Genomic DNA, 19,518 nt, shown 5'->3' with positions numbered 1-19,518 from the left:
GGGTTGACAAATAATCCGCAGTAGAATAACCTTTATGAAAAAATTCATTATGGTGAACGATGACGACAACCTATCAAGCTCCTTCAGTAACAAAGGCGTTTCAAATATTGAGGCTCATCTCCAAGGCGCGATTCGGATTGGGCATCACCGAGATCGCAGATCGTCTCCATATGAGTAAGGGTACGGTCCATGGCATTGTCTCCGCCCTGGAGAATTCAGGGGCTATCATGAGGGCGCCCACGACAAAGAAGTACACCCTGGGCGTCACCTTGTTTGAATTGGGTAAACAGGCGTATTCCCAGTTTGATCTCAAAGAACTGGCGCGACCTGCCATGGAGAGATTGATGGGAAGGACATTGGAAACAGTCTGTCTGGGGGTCTTGAATACCAACCACATCACCATCCTGGATATTGTCGAGTCGAGTCAGGATCACAAGATCACCTCCCCCAAGGGAACCATCATTCCCTTGTTTGCAGGGGCCACGGGGAGGGTCATTTTAGCGTCCATGGATCCGGACCAGGCCCTTCGAATCATAAAAACAGATGGACTCCCCAGGTTTACAGAGCATACGGTCACTGATCCGGAACGTTTTCTGCAGGAGGTCGCCCGTGCCCGGGAGGACGGTTATGCCACGGATGATGAAGAATACATCCCGGGGGTGAGGGCGGTCGCCGCGCCCATCAAAGGATGGCGACATCTGATATCCGCCATCTGGGTGGTGGGATTCAAAAGGAGCCTTGACAGGGACAAGATGGCGGACTTGATCAGCGCCACAAAGGCGGCGGGAGAAGAGATCAGCCGGCTTTGCTGTCAGGATCCCGCATCCGCCTCAGGGCGAGGGCATGCTGGACCTGTCGCTTGAAGTCTCGAGCGTTATCCCACGCCACTTTATTCTTCACAGCTGGGAGCATTCATATCTCTTTCATGGTCTCGCTTCTGCCGTGGAGTTCTTCAAAAGAAAATATCGATTCTCATCCCCTAAAACTCCCATATCCTTCCGCTGAAACAAGATCTTGACTTGCAATCAGGTCTTGATCCGGGTATTTTATCTGGACTGCCTTGGGACCAGATCATCTCGCCCCAAGAGGTTAGGATAATCTATCCGAAACTTTGAGTGGCCCTTCAGGATTACCTCGAAGTTCCGGAAACGGATAATTCACCTGCAAAAAGGAGAAGGCGATGCCCAAGGGAAACTGTGAGTTCAACGGTAGCGGGAGAGATTACCTGGCGGTTTCCATTATCCATATGTTTTTGCTGAGCATGCTCACATTGGGCATCTATTCCCCTTGGGCATGGGTCAGACTCTTCCGGTTGAGGGCATCCCATACCCGGATCAACGGCAGGCCGATGACCTTCACCGGGACCGGCGGACAGCTCCTGGTCCTGGGTCTGGTGAACGGCCTGCTGACGGTTGTCACCCTCGGCATCTACTGGCCATGGGCCGCGTGCGCCATATCCCGATGGAAGGCCCGAAGCACGCTGGTGGACGGCCATCCGAGCATTTTCGTGGGGACAGGGGGGAGCCTCCTTCTCTTTTCCCTCATACATTTTTTTGTCCTGCCCATCCTGACCTTGGGGCTTTACAGCTTCTATGCCATGTACCGCTATTATGCCTGGAAACAAGTGCATTTCCGATACGGGGGCGCCAAAACCTCTTTTGGGGCCGGTTTCTGGGGGCTCTTGCAGATATATCTCATCCTGGTGGTGGTCCTGGTCCTGTTCCCCGCGGTCGGGCCATTGGTGAACCTGCCTGCCGTGGCGTGGCTGTCGCCCCTTTTGGGGATCATCATATCCCCCTGGCTGATCTGCATGTTCTTTCGCTGGGAGACCCGGGGTCTGGTGGTGGGCGACGAAGAAGAGATCGAACACTTTCCGCCTGTCAGAACACGCTTTCTCTGGGTTATTCTTTTTGTCCTGATCGTCCTGGTGGGGATGGCCGCAGCGGCCCTGTTTATCAAGGATCGTCTGGGGATCCGGATATCCGAGACAGTCAACCTGGGCCGGCTTCTTGAGATGAAGGGAGAAGGCCCCCTATCCCAGGGTTCTGTGAGAGGTCCAGTGAAACGACCCACTCTGAAAACCGCCCCGGAACCGGCCCACAAGCCGTCTCCCCCTGCTCCGAAGGGAACACTCCCTGGTTCGGCCGCACCTGTCAGGCCGCCTTCTTCCGAAAAGGGGGTCCCTGAAGGACTGCTGGCGCCTGCCTGGACATCCCCTGCCGGGGAAACGGTTCCGTCTTCAGGGGAGTATGAAAGAGAGATCCAAGATCTCAATGCGTTTATTAAAAAGGATGGGCAGAATGCCGATGCATATTACAGCCGCGCCGGTCTGTATGGACGGATGGGGGAGTTGGAAAAGGCTGAAAAGGACTTTACCCGCGCCATTGAAATCAACCGTCGCAACAGCGATGCCTACTACAACCGGGGCCTGATACGGGCGAGGATGGGGAAGCTTGACCTGGCAGTCACAGATTTCAGCGAGGCCATCGAGTTGAATCCGCATGCCGCCGATGTCTATTGCAACCGGGGAAGCGCCTATTTTCAAATGGGAAAGAGGAACCTGGCCCTGAAAGATTATACCAGGGGACTGGAACTGAACCCGGAGGATGCGGACCTTTACTATAACCGGGGGCTCCTCCATCTCTCTGAAGGGCGCGATGCAGAGGCCCGGGCCGATTTCAGCAAGGCCACTGCCCTGAGGGAGCGACCTTCTTCGGAATCGCCGGGAAAAGAGGCGGGTCCCGGTACGCCGGCCGCAAATTGATACGGGAGAGCACAGGGGATATGACGGTATATCCGCTTCAGAGATAGGAGATATCACGGATGAAGGCGCCGGTTAAGGAACGGCATTTCGGGCCGGTATGGTTTATTCCGGGCGATAACCATGGGAGATACCCCAACTGCCATTCCATCTACATCGAGGGAGACGGGGTGCTCATCGATCCGGCCTCGGACCGGGACCGGTTGATTCAATTGAGAGAAGGCCCCGGGGTCCGCCAGATCTGGCTGACCCATTGGCACGAAGATCATTTCATGCATCTGGATCTTTTTGACGACCTCCCGCTGCTGACCTCGAGACCGGATGCGCCGCCCCTCGCGGACCTGGATGCATTTTTGGACGCCTACGGGATGGAGGGGACCGAGGAGCGGGAATACTGGCGTGCTATCCTGAGGGACCAGTTTCACTACCGGTCCCGCAAGCCGACCCGGTTTCTGGGCGATGGGGACATCATTCCTCTGAAAACCGGGAACGTGGCGGTGATGGCCACGCCGGGTCATACGCCCGGTCATCTCTCCTTCTTTTTTCAACCCGATGGGGTATTGCTCCTGGGGGATTACGATCTGACCCGGTTCGGACCCTGGTACGGGGACCGCGATTCGAGCATCCAAGAAACCATAGCCTCAATAGAACGCCTGCGACAGGTCCCGGCCAAAATATGGCTGGCATCCCATGAGAAAGGGGTTTTCGAAGAAGCACCGGGAGACCTATGGGATGATTATCTGGGGGTCATTAACGAGCGGGAAAATGAGCTCGTGGGGCATTTGCAAACCCCTCAGACTCTGGAAGGCATTGTGGCGGCATGGATCATCTACGGCAGGCCCCGTGAACCCAAGGCCTTTTTCGAGTTCGGCGAGCGGGTGCACATGAAGAAACATCTGGAAAAGCTCATGAGGGAGGGGAGGGTTATCCAGGAAGGGGAAATGTATGTGAGGAGATGAGGACGCACCAAAGAGGAACACGACGAGGGGGGACGAGACGCGGAGAGGGGCGAAAGGAGACTGTGAGAGCGGCTTCCAAGCCGCGAACATCGAGTGTGGAACCCCATTACACAGAGAGCGAGGGGTCGCGGTGAGAGGGGAGAAGAGAAGAGAAGAGAGAGGTTGCGAAGATCAAGAACGGAGGTCATAGATGAGTCGTTATTTCTGCCCTTACCTCGATGACAATGTGGAACTCACAGAGGAGCGTGCGCATCATATTGCCGAACCGCGAAAGCTCACGGCAGGATATTATTCGCAGAAAACCACAGCATCTTCTGATTGACTTATGATGTCGCCTGATTTACTGTATGCAAAATGAGGAGGTGTATACAAGCATGGGCACAATAACGCTTTCTGCAAGGCTGGAAAAAGACGAAGCTGAGAAAATCGATGCGCTCGCAGGGGAACTGGGTCTTGACCGTGGGTCGCTTCTCAAACAGCTTATCCGCAAGGGGTACACAGATATCCAGACCGAAAGGGCGCTTCGTGCATATCGTCAGGGAACCATTACCCTTTCACGGGCTGCCGAGACCGCCGGTCTGAGCCTGAGGGATATGTTGCTACGGCTGCCAGAGGAAGGCATAGACCTCAATTACGACACAAGAGAACTCGAGAGAGACGTGGAAGCGTGGTGATATGGACCTGGTTGCGGATGCAGCGCCTATCATTTTTCTTGCCAAGATCCGTCAGCTTGGTTTGATAACCGATGTGTTCGAAGCGCGGATTCTGATCCCTTCGGTCGTTGAAAATGAAATCCTGGGTCCTCCTGTTCCCCCTGACGAAGAACGATTGCTGAGGACATTTCTTCCCGTCTGCAACGTTGTGGATGTGGCCATGCCGCACATCTACGCAACGGGGCTCAGTTTGGCGGACAACTGCGTCCTGACGCTGGCTTATCAGGAGCATGCCGACGTGATTCTGTCAGATGATCGGCTGTTGAGGAGAGTGGCGGTGCTCGAAGGATTTCGGGTGATCGGGACGCTCGGGACCCTTATTCACGCCAAGAGGAGATCCATCCTGTCGGCGGAAAGGGCCATGGAGTTGTTTGAACGGCTTGTGGAAGAACACGCCTTCAGAATTAGTACGCTTGTTTATCATGCAGTGCGAAAAGAACTCCTTTAAAAAGACCGCACTGGCAGCACAGTCGGGATTGTCACATTGATAAGGAGGGAGGAAAAAGATGTCTGAAAACGCGTTGGAGGAAAAATACAGGGCTGCGGCCGCGGTGGTGTGCAGACAGGGGATGTTCCCGTTTCCGGTGAACGATACCACCCTGTCCATTATGAAACATGTGATTGAAGACGAGGAAGATGAGCTGGATCTGATCTGTGCCTTCAGCCAAAAGGCCTCCCAGACACTGGAGGAATTAGCCCTGTCAAGCGGGTTTTCCCGGGAAAAGGTCGATTCTCTCGCCACACGCCTTGCGCGAAAGGGGCTTGTCTTTAACCAGCCCAATTCGGCCGGAATGATGGTCTATCGGCTGCTTCCGCTCATGACCGTCGGTTTGATGGAATACAAATTCATGACCGAACTGACGGGCGATGAGAAAGAGGGGGAGCTGGCCCACCTGTTTCAGACCCTCTTGGACGAGGTCAGAGATCAGGTCCAGGCCAACTATGATCATGTGGTGCCGATGCTTCAGTCCGCCCCGCCGGTGGACCGTACCGTACCTTCCCGGGTGTCGGATAATGGAAAAACGATTCGGATTATTCCTCTTGATAAACGGGTTGAGGTCCCCGAGGAGTTTGTTCTTCCGAGCCAGTCAGTGGATGAGATCATCGACAAATTCGATGAGATTGCAGTGGGGTATTGTTTTTGCCGGCAGCGCCAGAAGGTACTCGGCAATCCCTGCGCCACCGATGCGCCGACGCTCAACTGTTTTACCTTCGGGAAGTCCGCCCGTCATACAGTTGCCCAGGGGTTCAGCCGCAGTGTCACCAAAGAAGAGGCTCGCCGGATCATGAGGGAAGCAGAGGAGGCAGGCCTGGTTCACAAGGCCTTTCATCCCGGTTCCAATGTCTCACGGCCCGAGACCAGCATCTGTAACTGCTGTAAGGACTGCTGCGATACCTTGAACCTCTGGCGGGACGGCGCATTTCCATTGATCAATTCCACCTATTACCTTTCGGTCATCGATCCGGATCTCTGCTCAGGATGCGGGATCTGTGCGGATCGATGCCCCACCGACGCGATCCGGATCAATGACGAGGGAACGGCCGAGCGCGATGAAAAGGCATGCTTCGGGTGCGGTATCTGCGCCCGTTTTTGCCCTGAGGAGGCCATATCGCTGCAAGAGGGGTTGCGAAAAGTGATGGTGCTTCCGCCCAGGCTCCGCCCTTCTGCCTGAGGTCCCACCTCTGCTGTCATGAGGCGATGCCGTTGAATCAGTCACGGCTGAAGGAGAGCCCCGGTCAAAAAAAAAGGCATTTCACCCCGATGGGATGAAATGCCTTTTCTCTGTCGGTAGATCTCGGATTAGACCACGGTTACATTGACAGCGGCAGGTCCTTTCTGACCCTGCTCTATGTCAAAGTTAACCCGGTCGCCCTCTTCAAGCGATTTGAACCCAGACGATTTGATCCCTGAGAAGTGAACAAATACATCCGGACCATCTTCCTGTTCGATGAAGCCAAAACCTTTTTTGTTATTGAACCATTTAACAGTTCCGGTAGCCATCGTGGCACCCTCCTTTCACAAGTTTTGTGGTTCTAAACTCGGGTTGCCACTTTGTTAAATGGATCTTCCCTTTAGAACACAACCTGCCCGCCAAAAAACTAAGAACGGACTTATTACAATTGCATACATGATACATCCGGCGTTTGATAAAAATCAAGCAAAATAAATTCTTTTTTTATGCCCGTCACCACAATTTTTCAACACAGATATTCACAGGCCGGAGGCCTTTGGCCGAGCCCCCAAAACAGCGGATTGCAATTGCTTCAGATGGTCAAGGCCGCTTCAAACCCTTCCCTCACCGCCTCGGTGATCTTTCTGGGGGCCTTGGCATCACCGATGGCGATCACCTGGATTCCCGATCCTTCAACCTCCCGGACCAGATCGTCGACGGCCCCGGCCCCGACCGCCAGGATAACGGTGTCGGCCGGGAGGACAGTCTCTTGGTCTTCTCTCTTCACCACGACCGAATCCTCCCTGATTTTGAGAAGGGTGGTTTTGGGATGGAGGGTGACGCCCATGAGCTTCAGGCTCTTGATGAGGGACCACCGGGCGGTGCGGCCCGCATTGTCGGCGAGGCGGGGGACCATATCGATGACGGTCACCTTTCTTCCGGGCGTGTGCAGGAGTTCAGCGGCAGTGTCCCGATCCTCGGCCGAGTGATGCATCAGAAAGGTAAAGGTCTCGGGGTCGGGGACACCCATTTCCGCCACGAAAAGGGCGGTTTCGCAGCCGGTGGCATTGCCTCCCACCACCACCACATCTTGTCCGATGTTCCAGGTCTTTTCAGCCAGGACATCCCAGGCGTCCACCACATGGGGGTTATCGATGCCCGGCACCTGGATGCGAACGGGTCTGGCGCCCGAGGCCACCACCAGGAGATCCGGCCTTTTCTCTTTTACCATTGCCGGTGTCAGGGGCGTATTGAGATGGACCGTGACGCCCGCATGGGCCATCCTTGCGGCCATACTGTCGATGAGCCGATGGAATTCCTGCTTACCAGGAGGTTTCATGGCCAGATTCACCTGTCCGCCCAGTTGGTTCTCCTTTTCATAGAGCATCACATGGTGACCCCTTTGGGCGGCAGTGAGTGCGAACTCCATGCCTGCCGGGCCCCCGCCGGCCACCATGATGGTTTTGGGCGAAGCCGTCTTTTCTATTTCAAATATTGTCTCGTTTCCGGCCCTCGGGTTGAGGATGCAGGTCACGGGCACGCCGGCGAATATGGAATCAAAACACCCCTGATTGCAGGCAATGCAGGGGATGATCTCATTAAACCGGCCCTCCCTGACCTTACGGGGAAGCTCCGGGTCGGCGATCAGGGGCCTTCCCCAGCAGATCATGTCGCAGGCCCCGGACCGGAGCGCCCGTTCTGCAACATAGGGATCGCCCAGCCGATTGGAGGCAAAGACCGGAACGGAGACACTGTTTTTGATGCCGCGGGAGAGATAGATAAAGGCCCCGGGGGGGACATTGGAGGTGAGCTGCGGTATCCGGGTCTCGTGCCAGCCGCCGGTCACGTTGACGGCATCAACCCCTGCCTTCTCAGCCTCTGCGGCAAATCGGGCCGACTCCCGGTTGGTATGACCGCCCTTCATAAAGTCGTTGCCGGCGATCCGGATCCCGATGGCCAGGTCCTGACCGACAGTCTCCCTCACCGCCTCAATGATCTCCAGGCCGAACCGCATCCGGTTCTCGATACCGCCCCCGTATTGGTCAGTGCGTTTATTGGTAACGGGGGAGAGAAATTCACTGATGAGATACCCGGTGCATGCCAGGATTTCTATGAAGTCAAATCCCGCTTCCACTGCCCGGCCCGCGGCCCGGACATAGGCCGTCCGCACGGTTTCGATGTCTTCCAGGGTCATCTCCCTCGGGGTCTCACGGGTCAGCGTGCTGGGGATAGGGGAAGGCGCTATGGGCTGCACTCCTGTCAGGGCGGAGAAGGTATAGCGGCCCATGTGAATGAGCTGGGTCGCGATCCGGACGTCTGTTTCCTGGTGCAGTTGATCGATAAACTTTCGCAAGGGCGCGATGTGGCTGTCGTCAAAGAGCCCGGGCATGAACGGTGCGCTCCCCACCCGGTCGATGGCCACCGGTCCGATGGTCAGAAGTCCCACGTCCCCCAGGGCCCGTTCCCGATAAAAGGCCCGATAGCGGTCATTAAAGGAATAATCGGTGCTGTAGGCGAGCCCCATGGAAGGCATGACGATCCGGTTCTTTATGGTGAGTTTGTTGATGGTAATCGGCTCGAAGAGTTTTTTGATCTCCATGGCTCCCCCTTAACAGGCTTGTTGATAGTCACAGCACATTGTTAAAAATTATTCAGTATTCAATATTCAATTTTCACTACCCCTCTCCCAGCCCGATAATGGCGATGCTGCACACATTCTGGGGTGGAAATCCACCCAGATTATGGGTCAGGCCATAACGGGGATTTGCGATCTGTCGATCCCCGGCCCTCCCCAGGAGCTGGAGGTACATCTCATACAGCATCCTGAGCCCTGAGGCCCCGATCGGATGGCCGAAGCACTTCAGCCCCCCGTCCACCTGTGCCGGAATCCGGCCGTCGCGGTTATAAAAACCCTCCAGTACATCCTCCCATGCCTTGCCCCTCTCAGAGATGTGGAGGTCCTCATAGGTGACCAGTTCGGTAATGGAGAAGCAGTCGTGCAGCTCCATCATGCTGATCTCTTCACGGGGATTGGTGATGCCGGCCTCCTTGTAGGCCCTGGTGCTGCATTGGTCCGTGGTCATGAAATGATCGCCGTCCCACTCGTCAAATCCCATCTCTTCGCCGTTGCTGAGGGCCAGCTGCAGGGCCTTGACCGTGACCGGGTTCTTGATCCCCATATCCCTGGCCTTTTCCACCGTAGTGACGATGGCGCAGGCCGACCCGTCGCTCACGCCGCAGCAGTCGAACAGGCCGAGGGGATGGGCAATGATCGGGGCGGCCATGACCTGGTCGATGGTGACGGCCTTGCGCAAATGGGCCTTGGGGTTGAGTACCCCGTTTTCGTGGCTCTTTACGGAAATCTGGGCCATGGCCCGCTTGAGATCCTGATCAGAGACATGATGTTTGGCCGCATAGGCCGTGGCCAGCAGGGCAAAGACCCCCGGTGCGGTCATGTTGGGATACCAGAGCCAGTTGAGGGATCCGAAATTGGAGCCGGGATTGGGGAGGCCCCCGTAGCCCGTGTCCTTGAGCTTTTCCACGCCCAGTGCCAGACAGATGTCATAGGCCCCGGATGCCACCGCATACACCGCCCCCCGAAAGGCCTCGGTGCCGCTGGCACAGTAATTTTCGGTCCGGGTGACCGGTATAAAGGGGAGTCTGAGGGTTGTGGAGAGGGGGAGGGCGCTCTTGCCCACGTTCACCTCTTCAAGGCAGGTGCCGAGCCAGGCGGCCTCGATCTCCGATGTCTCTATTCCGGCATCTTCCAGGCATTCTGTGAAGGCCTCCACCATCAGTTCCTCAGCGCCCATATCCCATCTTTCGCCGAAACGGGTGCAGCCCATGCCGATAATCGCCACCTTGTCTCTGATTCCTGTGGCCATAGCGAGTCCTCCTTAAAGTAAGTAACTAATAAGTGAATAAAGGTATAAGGCACGAGGCGCAAGGCGCAAGGTAAGAAATTGGAGTGACTTCTCTATCCTCTCTCAGCAATTCCATCATGTAAAGTGCCTAAAGTGATCTAACGTGCCTAAAATGCCTAAAGTTGAAAAGCAGAAAAGATCAAAAACCTGAAAGTGACCGGCATCCAGCATCCAGTATCCAGTAACCAGCCTCCGGCATCAAAACTTGAACAGCTTTTCAATGAGCTGCGACTTCATGAGGTCGCCTTCGATTTTGAGTTTCCCGCCGGTAAAGGCGCTCATGGCGTTCAGCTTCCCGGTGATCAGCTTTACGAAATCGTCATCCCCCATCTTGATGGTGGTTGTGGGGCCGGCGTGGGACCCTTCGGCCACCTCGCAGGTCCCGTCTTTTACGGTCACGTACCAGGAGCCGCCGCCGCTTCCTGAGATGTCGAACTGGAACACCACATCCACACCCGCGGCCTTGTCCGCCTGAAAGGCCCCGGGAAGTCCCTTAAAAATGTCTGCAACGGTCAGACCTTTGGGCTCTTGGGAAGCACTCGCCGCTGTCTTCTTGGGGCTGAAGGCATCCAGCATGGGACCGAATGCGGCCGTGGCATTGGGGAATTCTTCTGCCCCTGAAGGATCGTTAATCTCATCCCAGTGCCGGTGGATGTCTTCCAATGTGGGAACGGATTTCCCGTCGCCCACCAGGGTGCCTGCGGCCGTAACGATCACCGCCCGGTTGAAGTACCCCATTCCGGCATTGAAGATCATCCCCTGTTCATTACACCCGTGCGAGCAGAGGTAAAGAACCAGGGGGGCGACGAATTCGGGTTTGAGTTTCTCCAGGAAATCCGGGGGGAGGATATCCTCGGTGAGCCGGGTGGCCGCCACCGGGGCAATGGTGTTGATCTTTATGTTGTGCTTGTCCCCCTCCAGTTTGGCCGTGTTCATCAGGCCCAGGAGTCCCATCTTGGCCGATGAGTAGTTGGTCTGGCCGAAGTTGCCGTATAGCCCGGCGGCCGAAGTGGTCAGGATGATCCGGCCGTACCGGTTTTCCCGCATCCGGATAAAGGCGGGCCGGGTCACATGGTAGGCCCCGTTGAGGTGGACGTCCATGACCGCCCGCCAGTTTTCCGGCGTCATCTTGACCAGGGTCTTGTCCCGCAGGATCCCGGCGTTGTTGATCAGGATATCGATCCGTCCGAAGGCGTTAACGGCCGCATCCACAATGGCCTGGCCCCCTTCGGGAGTGGCTACCGAGTCGTAGCTGGCAACGGCCTCGCCCCCGGCCCCTCGAATCTCTTCCACCACCCTGTCGGCGGCAGATGAAGATCCTTCACCTGAACCGTCCCGGGCGCCGCCCAGGTCGTTCACCACCACCTTGGCCCCCCGTTTGGCCAGTTCAAGGGCATATACCCTTCCCAGACCCGCCCCGGCCCCGGTCACCACCGCCACCTGGTCGTCAAAACGGATGGCTTCCACCGTCTTAGTTCCTTCTTCTTTGGCTTCCGGGACGGGCACCGCCTTCCAGAAATAGCCGCTGAAGCCGCGCCCCCGGTCTGTATAGCGCCGCCTGAAGGACATGTCCACCTGTTGCCCGACACGGAGATCCGAGAGCTCGCAGTCGCTGAAATCCGCCATGAGCCGGCCGCCCCCCTCGAACTGGACCATGCCGTAAATGGCCGGGGGGTCCACCGATACCGCCAGGAGATCGCCGGTGAAACTCTTGATACGGGCGGGCACGCTTGAAAACTCATAGGGTTCCTGGGTATGGACCGCGTGGCATTTTGGATTGACGCAGATGTCCATCCTCGGAAACTGCGGGGTGCCGCATCGGGTGCATTTTCCTCCCACCAGGCCGGTGACCATGTCCCGTTTGCGCCACAGGACCGTCATGGCGGTCTGGGTGGGGGCTTCCGCCCGGATCCCCATCTCCGTCTGAATCAGGTCCCTGAACTTGAGGTACTTGGCATAATTATCGGTCCGCTTTTTGCCGGCAAGGGATCCCTTGATCCCCTTTCGCGCCGGAAGCTTGAGGATCTCGTCCGTCACCCGAAAGTAGAGGGCGTCGCACCCCTGGCCGAAGCCGGCCAACAGAATGCGGTCCCCGGGCCGGGCCTCCTCCAGGGCATTCACAAACATCACCAGTGGATGGGCCGCACCGGTTTCGCCGCACACCTCGTGAAGATTGTCCATGACCTTTTCAGGGGCGGCCCCCAGTTTCCTGGCGATATTGCGGTGCTCTGCCTTGAAAAAGCAGGGAAAGACCAGCTTGTCCACATCTTCCATGGTAATGGAAAGCTTCTCGAACAGCCCGGTGACGGCCTCGGGGATGATGGTGGAATATCCCAGGTCCCGGACCCACCGTTCTTCCCACATATAGTCGTAGGGGTGGTCCGTGCCCCGGTAATGGTCCACGAAATCGTGGGTGACCGTATGGGAACCGAGGTGCTCTGCGATGACGCCGGTGTCTCCCACCAGGAGCGAGGCGGCCCCGTCGCCGAACCACATCTCATAGAAATAGGCGGCCTTGGTGAGTCGCTTGTCCGTCGCCGTCACCAGCACACCCTTTCTGTCGCCGCTCTTGACCGCTGAGAGGGCCTCCACCAGTCCGGTGGTCCCGGCCCTCAGACAGGATGTGACATCGGCTGCATGGACCTTTTCGGTGAGGTTAAGGGCGGTCTGGACAATCCCGGCATTGAGCCTGTCGGAAAAGGGGAGGGTCGTCGAACATAAAAACAGACCATCCACTCCGGATTTATCCTGCCCGGAAAGGCAGTCTTTGGATGCTGCCACGGCCATGGTGAGGGCATCCTCGTCCCAGTTGCAGAAAGATCGCTCCCCCTGAGCCACCATGACGATGGCCGGCGCAAACCAACCCATTGTCTGATAGATACTCATCCGGTCGAGCCGGAACCTGGGGATATAGCCGCCGTATGATGTGATGCCGATCATGGAAGGTCCTCCTTTAAAATAGGCGCAAGGCACAAGGCGTTAGGCGGAAGATTAAAAAAATCATGGCGACCACCTATGCTTTGCTGCCCGGCAATTCTCGAATTCCTAAATGTCTCAATCCCTCAATCTTTAGAACTTGAACAGCTTTTCAATGAGCTGCGATTTCATGAGGTCGCCTTCGATTTTGAGTTTCCCGCCGGTAAAGGCGCTCATGGCGTTCAGCTTTCCGGTGATCAGATTCACGAAATCATCGTCCGCCATCTTGATGGTGGTGGTGGGACTGGCATGGGACCCTTCGGCCACCTCACAGGTCCCGTCTTTTATGGTCGCATGCCAGGAGCCGCCACCACCCCCTGAGATGTCAAACTGGAACACCACATCCACGCCTGCGGCCTTGTCTGCCTGAAAGGCATTGGGAAGGCCCTCAAAAATGCCTGCAACGGTCAGCCCCTTAGGTTCTTGGGAAGCATCCGTCTCCTTCTTCTTGGGGCTGAAGGCATCCAGGAGGGGGCCGAAGGCTGCCGTGGCATTGGGAAATTCCTCTGCGCCGGTGAGGGATTTGATCTTGTCCATATCCGCGGCAACGGCCTCAGGAGAAGGAATTTCTCCTTCCTTGCCGATGACCGTCCCCGGACCGGTGACGATGGCGACCCGGTTGAAATATCCCATGCCTGCGTTGTAGACGGCGCCGTTTACCGGACAGCGGTCGGAGGAAAGATAGAGGACCAGGGGGGCGACGAATTCGGGTTTGAGTTTCTCCAGGAGATCCGGGGGGAGGATATCCTCGGTGAGCCGGGTGGCCGCCACCGGGGCAATGGTGTTGATCTTTATATTGTGCTTGTCCCCCTCCAGTTTGGCCGTGTTCATCAGGCCCAGGAGTCCCATCTTGGCCGATGAGTAGTTGGTCTGGCCGAAATTTCCGTATAGCCCGGCGGCGGATGTGGTCAGGATGATCCGGCCGTAGCGGTTTTCCCGCATTCGGATAAAGGCGGGCCGGGTCACATGGTAGGCCCCGTTGAGGTGGACGTCCATGACCGCCTGCCAGTTCTCCGGCGTCATCTTGACCAGGGTCTTGTCCCGCAGGATCCCGGCGTTGTTGATCAGGATATCGATCCGGCCGAAGGCGTTAACGGCCGCATCCACAATGGCCTGGCCCTCTTCGGGAGTGGCCACCGAGTCGTAGTTGGCAACGGCCTCGCCCCCGGCCCCTCGAATCTCTTCCACCACCCTGTCGGCGGCCGATGAAGATCCTTCACCCGAACCATCCCGGGCGCCGCCCAGGTCGTTCACCACCACCTTGGCCCCCCGTTTGGCCAGTTCAAGGGCATATACCCTTCCCAGGCCCGCCCCGGCCCCGGTCACCACCGCCACCTGGTCGTCAAAGCGGATACCCCCCCGGGTCTTTCGCAGGGCCATCTCTTCAGGGCTGATCCATTCCACAATGCCCTGGTCGATGACCACCTCTCCGGTTTCAGCATTGAGGGTTTGAAAGACGGCCTTTCCCTCGTCTATCTTCCAGATCCGGGTCTTCATGGGAACGCCCGGATAAAGGGTTTTGGAAAACCTGACATGAAACCGGGTCATCCGCTCCGGCTCTCCCGGAAAGAGGTGCTTAATGACCGCGCGGCAGGCGAATCCGTGGGTGCAGAGCCCGTGCATGATCGGCTTTTCAAAGCCGCTGGCCCTGGCGAACTCCGGGTCCACATGGAGCTGGAAGATATCGCCGGAGAGCCGGTAGAGGAGCGGCTGATCCGGAGTGGGCCGGGCCAGCTCCTCAAAATCAGGGTCGCGGTCCGGGAGTTCAAATACGGTGCCGGGGCCCGGTTCGCCGCCGAAGCCGCCGTCTTTTCTGCAGAAGATGGTAAATATATTGGTAAAGAGCTTGCTGCCGTTGGAATGATAGGTGTCGGCCTCTGCGACCACCAGGGCCCCTTTGCCGGGGCCCTTGTCGTACATGTTCGTGATGACGCCTTCGGTGGTAAGGGTCCCCTCGGTGGGGATGGGATTGTGAAAGATGATATCCTGCTGGCCGTGGAGGATCCCTGAAAGATCTGCATTGGAACTCATCCCCACCTCGGCCAGAAACTCAAACACGCTGGCAATGGAAAAACTGGGGATCACCTTCAGTTGATGTTCGTAGCAGTACTCCAATTCATCGAACCCGGCGCCGACACCGAGGGCGTAGAGCACAACGTTTTTCCAGTTATAGTCCTTGCTCACCGGGCCGATCTTCTTGCCGATGGCATCCAAGTTGAGGGCCATCCTGTCACCTCCTTGATGTTGAGTTGGGTTGATTCCAGCATCAGTTCATATCGCCGCAAAAAACGGCATTCCAATCTCTCCAGTATACCCCCGTCCGTCAGTTTGTAAATGCAGGGATGAGCATGAACTTGAGGGTCTCTTTTGAGCGGTCGATATATTCCTCTCTTTTGAGTTGGAGCATTTCCCGAAAGAAATCCTCACCCGAAATGAAATTATAAATCGCATTCATCATGGCCAGAACCTTCATGGAGGCCCCGGTGGGGACAGGATCGTGCGCTCTGCAGAGGTTCATGGACCTGGCCACATCCGATATGACATCCGGGACATGAAAGTCCAGGTTGGGTTCCTTGCGGGTTTTTCGGAAATATTGAAACAGGATCAGATTGGAGATCTCGGGGCATTCAAAGAGAAAATCGGTGACCTTGTCGATGGCAATCTCCATCCTTCTGGCCAGCGGCAGGCCGTGAATGACCTTTTCCACCTGGGCCAGATGGTTCCGGAGGTCGGTGTTGATGTCCAGGATCACCGACTCGTACAGATCGCCTTTTTCGCCCCAGTGGTAATACAGCGTGGAGATATCGATCCCCACCTCCTGGGCGATCATCCGGGTGGTGGTCCCGTGATATCCGTACTCGCCGAACATCCGCCGGGCCACTTTCAGTATCCTGGCCTTCATGGAATCCGGGTCTTTGCGGGCCTTCTCTAAGGGTGTGACCATCGGTTTGTTCCAATTCATGTTTCCATCATTTGATGGAACCCTATGCAAGGATCGGAAAAATGTCAAGAAAAAAATATTGGAATTTGACCATGATGAAATCCTAGCTGGTGCGATGCCCCCCATATCTTGCCGAAAGATATTATCTTGACGCATACCCAGGGTTTCTCTATAGTCCGACCTTCTCAAAAAAAATCGCAAACAGGAGGATAGTGAAGTGAAATGCATTGACTTTGGAAGACGATTCGGCCTGAAGGTCTGTATGGGTCTTGTCCTGGCGGTTTTTGCGGTTGGGCAGCCTGTATTGGCAAATGATGATGTGGAAAACAGCAAGGATCATCCTTTGTTTTCGCGCATGAAGAACTTTTACATTGATAATTACGAGCACAACTTCGACCTGGTTGAATTTACAATTACGGCGGGTGATGACGAAAAAGAAATGGCCGTCGAGGGCCAGACCACAAGGATCAGCTATTGGATCAAGGACGATGCGTCCCCGCCGTCGGCGTATCAGATCGTGAAGAACCATGTGAGCGCCGGGCAACAGATCGGAGCGAAGGTTGTTGAAAAAGGTCGGGAAAAGGCGGTCATGCACCTGATCAAAGATGGACGGGAAACCTGGATTGTCGTGCAGGTTCATAATGGCGGAGAATCCTATCTGCTGACCGTGGTCCAGTCCGGCGACATGAAGCAGGAGGTGAAGGCCGGGGAGCTTCTTGAAGCACTGGATAAGGATGGACACGTCGCGGTGTACATCAACTTTGCTTCCAATAGCGCAGTCTTGGATGAATCAGCATCCCCCGTTATTAGGGAAATTGTCGGAATGTTGAAAGAAAATCCCGATCTCAGAGTAAAGGTTGAGGGTCATACCGACTCCACAGGTGATGCCGAGGCCAATCGCAGGCTCTCCCGGGACAGGGCTGAGGCGGTGGTGGGTGCATTAACCGGGGCGGGGATCGCAAAAGAGAGGCTTATGGCCGCCGGTCATGGGGCCTCGCGTCCTGTTGCGGACAACGCCACCGAAGCGGGAAGGGCCAAGAACCGCCGGGTTGAACTGGTAAAAATCTGACCCCTAATTGGCCTCAATTGAAAGTTGAAAACCATCGCATTCCAGCCGGTCGCTTTCCGGATGGCCCTCGGAAATGTGCGGATGAATTTTAAGCTCTTTTCGGAATTCATGGAAGATGAAAAATCAGAAATCCCGAGCTCAAAAATGGGAGTTGGGAAGGGGAGCCGTGCCTATGGGGAATGTGGAATAGAATATTCCCCCTTGGCCGGATGTTTTCTCTGAATATCCTGAATCTGCAAAGATCCGCTTTTTCTTTTTGCAATCTTTGCCGGATATCGATACCATTCATAAGGAGCCATTGTAGTTATCCTCTCTACCCACATTGTCATCCAAGAAAGGAGGTCCACATGTTGCCTTTGAAAAAAATTCTGTGTCCTACGGATTTCAGCGATCCATCCTTTGAGGCGTTGAACGTGGCCATTGAACTGGCCGTGCACTTTTCCTCAGAACTGATCGTCATCCATGTTGTTGCACCGATTCCCATTATTGCAACGGAGTACACCAGCCCGGCAGCCTTCAATGTCCAGGAGTATCAGCAGGCAATGGAGGTATCGGCGAGGAAGTCAATGGAGGAGCAAATTGAAAAGCGGATACCTGAAGGGGTTTTGGTTCGAAGGATATTGCCTCTAGGCGATCCTGCCAATCAGATTGTGCATACGGCCGAGGATGAAGAGGTGGACCTCATCGTCATCGCTACCCGGGGGCAGACGGGAATAAAACGCCTTGTCTTCGGTTCGGTCGCGGAAAAGGTCGTTCGGCTTGCCACCCGGCCTGTTCTCACCATTCGGGATCGGCATTCGTGACATGGAAAAGCGGGGGAAACCTGAATTCTGCAGCCAAACGTCCCGCATGTAGGGAAAGGAGGTGGTAACCGGTGAAAACAGCGAAGCTGGTGTCGCTTCTGGTGCTGGCCATGGCACTGGTGGTGGTCATTTTTCAGAACACGTCGCCTGTCCAGATACGTTTTCTTTGGCTGAGCGGGGGGGTGCCCATAGTCCTGCTCCTGTTAATGACCGCAGTGGGAGGATTCGTCATGGGACTCATCGTTGCAATGCTCATAAAGGGCGGCGCTAATTCAAAAAATAGCCGACTTGTAAAAAGGAGACAGAAATGACGGTTGCATTGCCCGATCTTCCTTATAAGAAGGATGCCCTTGAACCGCATATCAGCGTAAGGACCTTGGATTTCCACCATGGAAAGCATCATAACACCTATGTCACCAATTTGAATAAACTCCTTGAAGGAACCGATTTGATGGGCGAGACTCTCGAAACCATCATACGGAAAACAGCCGGCAGCCCCGAGCAAGCCGGCATTTTCAATAATGCGGCGCAGGTCTGGAACCACACCTTTTACTGGCAATCCATGAAACCCGAAGGGGGCGGCGAACCTGCAGGACCCTTAGGGGAAAAGATCACCTCCGATTTCGGAAGTTACCATGCCTTTGTTCAGAAGTTCAAGGATGCCGCGCTGACTCAGTTCGGCAGCGGGTGGGCATGGCTTATATTGAAAGAGGGTAAGCTGGAGGTTATGAAGACAGCAAACGCGGATACCCCCGTTGCCCGTGGCCTGAGGCCTCTGTTGACGGCGGATGTGTGGGAACATGCCTACTATCTCGACTATCAAAACAGGCGCGGCGACTATCTCGATGCGTTTATCAACAGCCTCGTCAATTGGGATTTCGTCGCGTCCAATCTGGCATAGAGGACTGGGGGACTTTGGGCGGAGAGGCCCAGGGTTACCCAATAGGATCACAAACTCTAGCTTGGAGGAGAGAAATGACATCGTTGCCGTACAATATACGCCCCAACCTTGCAGGAGATTTTCCCAAAATTGATTCTACCTCATTGATTGATCCTTCGGCCCAGATCATCGGTCATGTCGAGATTAAGAGGGACGTGTTTGTGGGGCCGTTGACCGTTATCCGGGCTGATCAACGCGGACCGGACGGGAAAGTCGCACCCATTGTCGTCGATGAGGAGGTCAACATCCAGGATGGCGTCATTATCCACAACGATGCAGGCGCCTCGGTAATCATCGGACCCAAGACTTCCGTAGCCCACGGCGTGACCATCCATGGGCCGTGCATCATTGGACGAGAGTGCTTTCTGTCCCTGCGCTCCTGTCTCTACAAGGTCACCCTCGAGGATCACGTGTGGCTGGGGATGGGCGCCATTGCCAAACTGGTGACACTCCCCTCCTTTACCAGAGTGCCCGCCGGTAGCGTTATCCGCGAGAGGCCCGAGGTGCTGTCGCTTCGGCTGGTTTCAGAAGAGGAACGGGAATATATGGAGTCGGTCTGGGCAGCCAATTCGCGTTTGCGCATGGATTATCTGGAGCTGAGAAAGAAAGCGGAAACGATCCGATCGTTTGCGGAGGAAAAGGGGGACAGGAGAAGATCATCCCCGGAAGAATCATAAGAGTGATCGCAACGCCGTACACCTCATCGAGCCGGTGCGCATAGGCCTGTCAACCATTTCAGAACATCCAGCCGGGTCTGGAA

At 55.9% G+C, this 19,518-nt stretch carries 18 protein-coding genes; 12 read left to right on the top strand and 6 right to left on the bottom strand.

Annotated elements, in window-relative coordinates; all coding sequences use genetic code 11:
• The first annotated feature begins 59 nt into the window (after window positions 1–59).
• The 6 genes from K9N21_15175 to K9N21_15150 all read left to right on the top strand — a co-directional run bounded on the left by K9N21_15175 (window position 60) and on the right by K9N21_15150 (window position 6,106).
• Window positions 60–863 carry an IclR family transcriptional regulator gene (locus tag K9N21_15175; GenBank protein ID MCF8145256.1) on the top strand — a complete coding sequence of 268 codons (804 nt, stop codon included), beginning with the start codon at window positions 60–62 and terminating at the stop codon, window positions 861–863.
• 317 nt (window positions 864–1,180) lie between these two features.
• A complete protein-coding gene (locus K9N21_15170) occupies window positions 1,181–2,764 on the top strand; it encodes a DUF898 family protein (GenBank protein ID MCF8145255.1) in 1,584 nt (527 codons plus the stop codon).
• A gap of 59 nt (window positions 2,765–2,823) precedes the next feature.
• Complete coding sequence (locus K9N21_15165) at window positions 2,824–3,720, top strand: MBL fold metallo-hydrolase (protein ID MCF8145254.1); 897 nt, start codon at window positions 2,824–2,826, stop codon at window positions 3,718–3,720.
• Window positions 3,721–4,094: 374 nt separating this feature from the next.
• Window positions 4,095–4,394 carry a UPF0175 family protein gene (locus tag K9N21_15160; GenBank protein MCF8145253.1) on the top strand — a complete coding sequence of 100 codons (300 nt, stop codon included), beginning with the start codon at window positions 4,095–4,097 and terminating at the stop codon, window positions 4,392–4,394.
• 1 nt (window position 4,395) lies between these two features.
• A complete protein-coding gene (locus K9N21_15155) occupies window positions 4,396–4,881 on the top strand; it encodes a hypothetical protein (GenBank protein MCF8145252.1) in 486 nt (161 codons plus the stop codon).
• A gap of 58 nt (window positions 4,882–4,939) precedes the next feature.
• Window positions 4,940–6,106: a 4Fe-4S binding protein gene (locus tag K9N21_15150; GenBank protein MCF8145251.1), complete on the top strand. Its 1,167-nt coding sequence runs from the start codon at window positions 4,940–4,942 to the stop codon at window positions 6,104–6,106.
• A gap of 128 nt (window positions 6,107–6,234) precedes the next feature.
• On the opposite strand, the gene K9N21_15145 is transcribed toward K9N21_15150, so the two are convergent.
• The 6 genes from K9N21_15145 to K9N21_15120 all read right to left on the bottom strand — a co-directional run bounded on the left by K9N21_15145 (window position 6,235) and on the right by K9N21_15120 (window position 15,949).
• A complete protein-coding gene (locus tag K9N21_15145) occupies window positions 6,235–6,435 on the bottom strand; it encodes a cold-shock protein (GenBank protein MCF8145250.1) in 201 nt (66 codons plus the stop codon).
• A gap of 263 nt (window positions 6,436–6,698) precedes the next feature.
• Window positions 6,699–8,705, bottom strand: coding sequence for an FAD-dependent oxidoreductase (locus K9N21_15140; GenBank protein MCF8145249.1), 2,007 nt, complete (start codon window positions 8,703–8,705; stop codon window positions 6,699–6,701).
• A 76-nt stretch (window positions 8,706–8,781) separates the two neighbouring features.
• Window positions 8,782–9,990: an acetyl-CoA acetyltransferase gene (locus K9N21_15135; GenBank protein ID MCF8145248.1), complete on the bottom strand. Its 1,209-nt coding sequence runs from the start codon at window positions 9,988–9,990 to the stop codon at window positions 8,782–8,784.
• A gap of 237 nt (window positions 9,991–10,227) precedes the next feature.
• The gene (locus K9N21_15130; GenBank protein MCF8145247.1) at window positions 10,228–12,969 is read right to left on the bottom strand and encodes an SDR family NAD(P)-dependent oxidoreductase; all 2,742 of its coding nucleotides are present in this window, start codon (window positions 12,967–12,969) and stop codon (window positions 10,228–10,230) included.
• 129 nt (window positions 12,970–13,098) lie between these two features.
• On the bottom strand, window positions 13,099–15,231 hold the full coding sequence (locus tag K9N21_15125) for an SDR family NAD(P)-dependent oxidoreductase (protein MCF8145246.1): 2,133 nt from the start codon (window positions 15,229–15,231) through the stop codon (window positions 13,099–13,101).
• A gap of 97 nt (window positions 15,232–15,328) precedes the next feature.
• Entirely contained in the window at window positions 15,329–15,949 is a 621-nt protein-coding gene (locus K9N21_15120; GenBank protein ID MCF8145245.1) for a TetR/AcrR family transcriptional regulator, read from the bottom strand.
• A gap of 214 nt (window positions 15,950–16,163) precedes the next feature.
• On the opposite strand from K9N21_15120, the gene K9N21_15115 reads away from it, so the two are divergent.
• The 6 genes from K9N21_15115 (at window position 16,164) to K9N21_15090 (ending at window position 19,435) form a co-directional block, all read left to right on the top strand.
• Window positions 16,164–17,015, top strand: coding sequence for an OmpA family protein (locus K9N21_15115; GenBank protein ID MCF8145244.1), 852 nt, complete (start codon window positions 16,164–16,166; stop codon window positions 17,013–17,015).
• An 81-nt stretch (window positions 17,016–17,096) separates the two neighbouring features.
• Window positions 17,097–17,237 (top strand): hypothetical protein, encoded by a 141-nt coding sequence (locus K9N21_15110; GenBank protein MCF8145243.1) that lies wholly within the window; start codon window positions 17,097–17,099, stop codon window positions 17,235–17,237.
• Between the two features lie 125 nt (window positions 17,238–17,362).
• Complete coding sequence (locus K9N21_15105; GenBank protein MCF8145242.1) at window positions 17,363–17,818, top strand: universal stress protein; 456 nt, start codon at window positions 17,363–17,365, stop codon at window positions 17,816–17,818.
• 71 nt (window positions 17,819–17,889) lie between these two features.
• Window positions 17,890–18,129, top strand: a complete 240-nt coding sequence (locus tag K9N21_15100) for a LapA family protein (protein MCF8145241.1) — start codon at window positions 17,890–17,892, stop codon at window positions 18,127–18,129.
• Window positions 18,126–18,719, top strand: coding sequence for a superoxide dismutase (locus K9N21_15095; GenBank protein ID MCF8145240.1), 594 nt, complete (start codon window positions 18,126–18,128; stop codon window positions 18,717–18,719). The genes K9N21_15100 and K9N21_15095 overlap by 4 nt, the downstream gene beginning before the upstream one ends.
• Before the next feature lie 74 nt (window positions 18,720–18,793).
• A complete protein-coding gene (locus K9N21_15090) occupies window positions 18,794–19,435 on the top strand; it encodes a hypothetical protein (protein MCF8145239.1) in 642 nt (213 codons plus the stop codon).
• The last annotated feature ends 83 nt before the right edge of the window (window positions 19,436–19,518 follow it).

Source organism: Deltaproteobacteria bacterium (genome assembly GCA_021737785.1).
GTDB lineage: Bacteria > Desulfobacterota > DSM-4660 > Desulfatiglandales > Desulfatiglandaceae > AUK324.
This window is presented reverse-complemented; position numbering and strand designations above follow the sequence as displayed.

Excerpts from the sequence above, each read along its gene's own strand:
- K9N21_15105 (MCF8145242.1), top strand. The coding sequence starts at position 17,363 with ATGTTGCCTTTGAAAAAAATTCTGTGTCCTACGGATTTCAGCGATCCA.
- K9N21_15130 (MCF8145247.1), bottom strand. The coding sequence starts at position 12,969 with ATGATCGGCATCACATCATACGGCGGCTATATCCCCAGGTTCCGGCTC.
- K9N21_15165 (MCF8145254.1), top strand. The coding sequence starts at position 2,824 with ATGAAGGCGCCGGTTAAGGAACGGCATTTCGGGCCGGTATGGTTTATT.
- K9N21_15140 (MCF8145249.1), bottom strand. The coding sequence starts at position 8,705 with ATGGAGATCAAAAAACTCTTCGAGCCGATTACCATCAACAAACTCACC.
- K9N21_15095 (MCF8145240.1), top strand. The coding sequence starts at position 18,126 with ATGACGGTTGCATTGCCCGATCTTCCTTATAAGAAGGATGCCCTTGAA.
- K9N21_15170 (MCF8145255.1), top strand. The coding sequence starts at position 1,181 with ATGCCCAAGGGAAACTGTGAGTTCAACGGTAGCGGGAGAGATTACCTG.
- K9N21_15135 (MCF8145248.1), bottom strand. The coding sequence starts at position 9,990 with ATGGCCACAGGAATCAGAGACAAGGTGGCGATTATCGGCATGGGCTGC.
- K9N21_15110 (MCF8145243.1), top strand. The coding sequence starts at position 17,097 with ATGAATTTTAAGCTCTTTTCGGAATTCATGGAAGATGAAAAATCAGAA.
- K9N21_15155 (MCF8145252.1), top strand. The coding sequence starts at position 4,396 with ATGGACCTGGTTGCGGATGCAGCGCCTATCATTTTTCTTGCCAAGATC.
- K9N21_15150 (MCF8145251.1), top strand. The coding sequence starts at position 4,940 with ATGTCTGAAAACGCGTTGGAGGAAAAATACAGGGCTGCGGCCGCGGTG.
- K9N21_15120 (MCF8145245.1), bottom strand. The coding sequence starts at position 15,949 with ATGGTCACACCCTTAGAGAAGGCCCGCAAAGACCCGGATTCCATGAAG.
- K9N21_15160 (MCF8145253.1), top strand. The coding sequence starts at position 4,095 with ATGGGCACAATAACGCTTTCTGCAAGGCTGGAAAAAGACGAAGCTGAG.
- K9N21_15145 (MCF8145250.1), bottom strand. The coding sequence starts at position 6,435 with ATGGCTACCGGAACTGTTAAATGGTTCAATAACAAAAAAGGTTTTGGC.
- K9N21_15090 (MCF8145239.1), top strand. The coding sequence starts at position 18,794 with ATGACATCGTTGCCGTACAATATACGCCCCAACCTTGCAGGAGATTTT.
- K9N21_15175 (MCF8145256.1), top strand. The coding sequence starts at position 60 with ATGACGACAACCTATCAAGCTCCTTCAGTAACAAAGGCGTTTCAAATA.
- K9N21_15125 (MCF8145246.1), bottom strand. The coding sequence starts at position 15,231 with ATGGCCCTCAACTTGGATGCCATCGGCAAGAAGATCGGCCCGGTGAGC.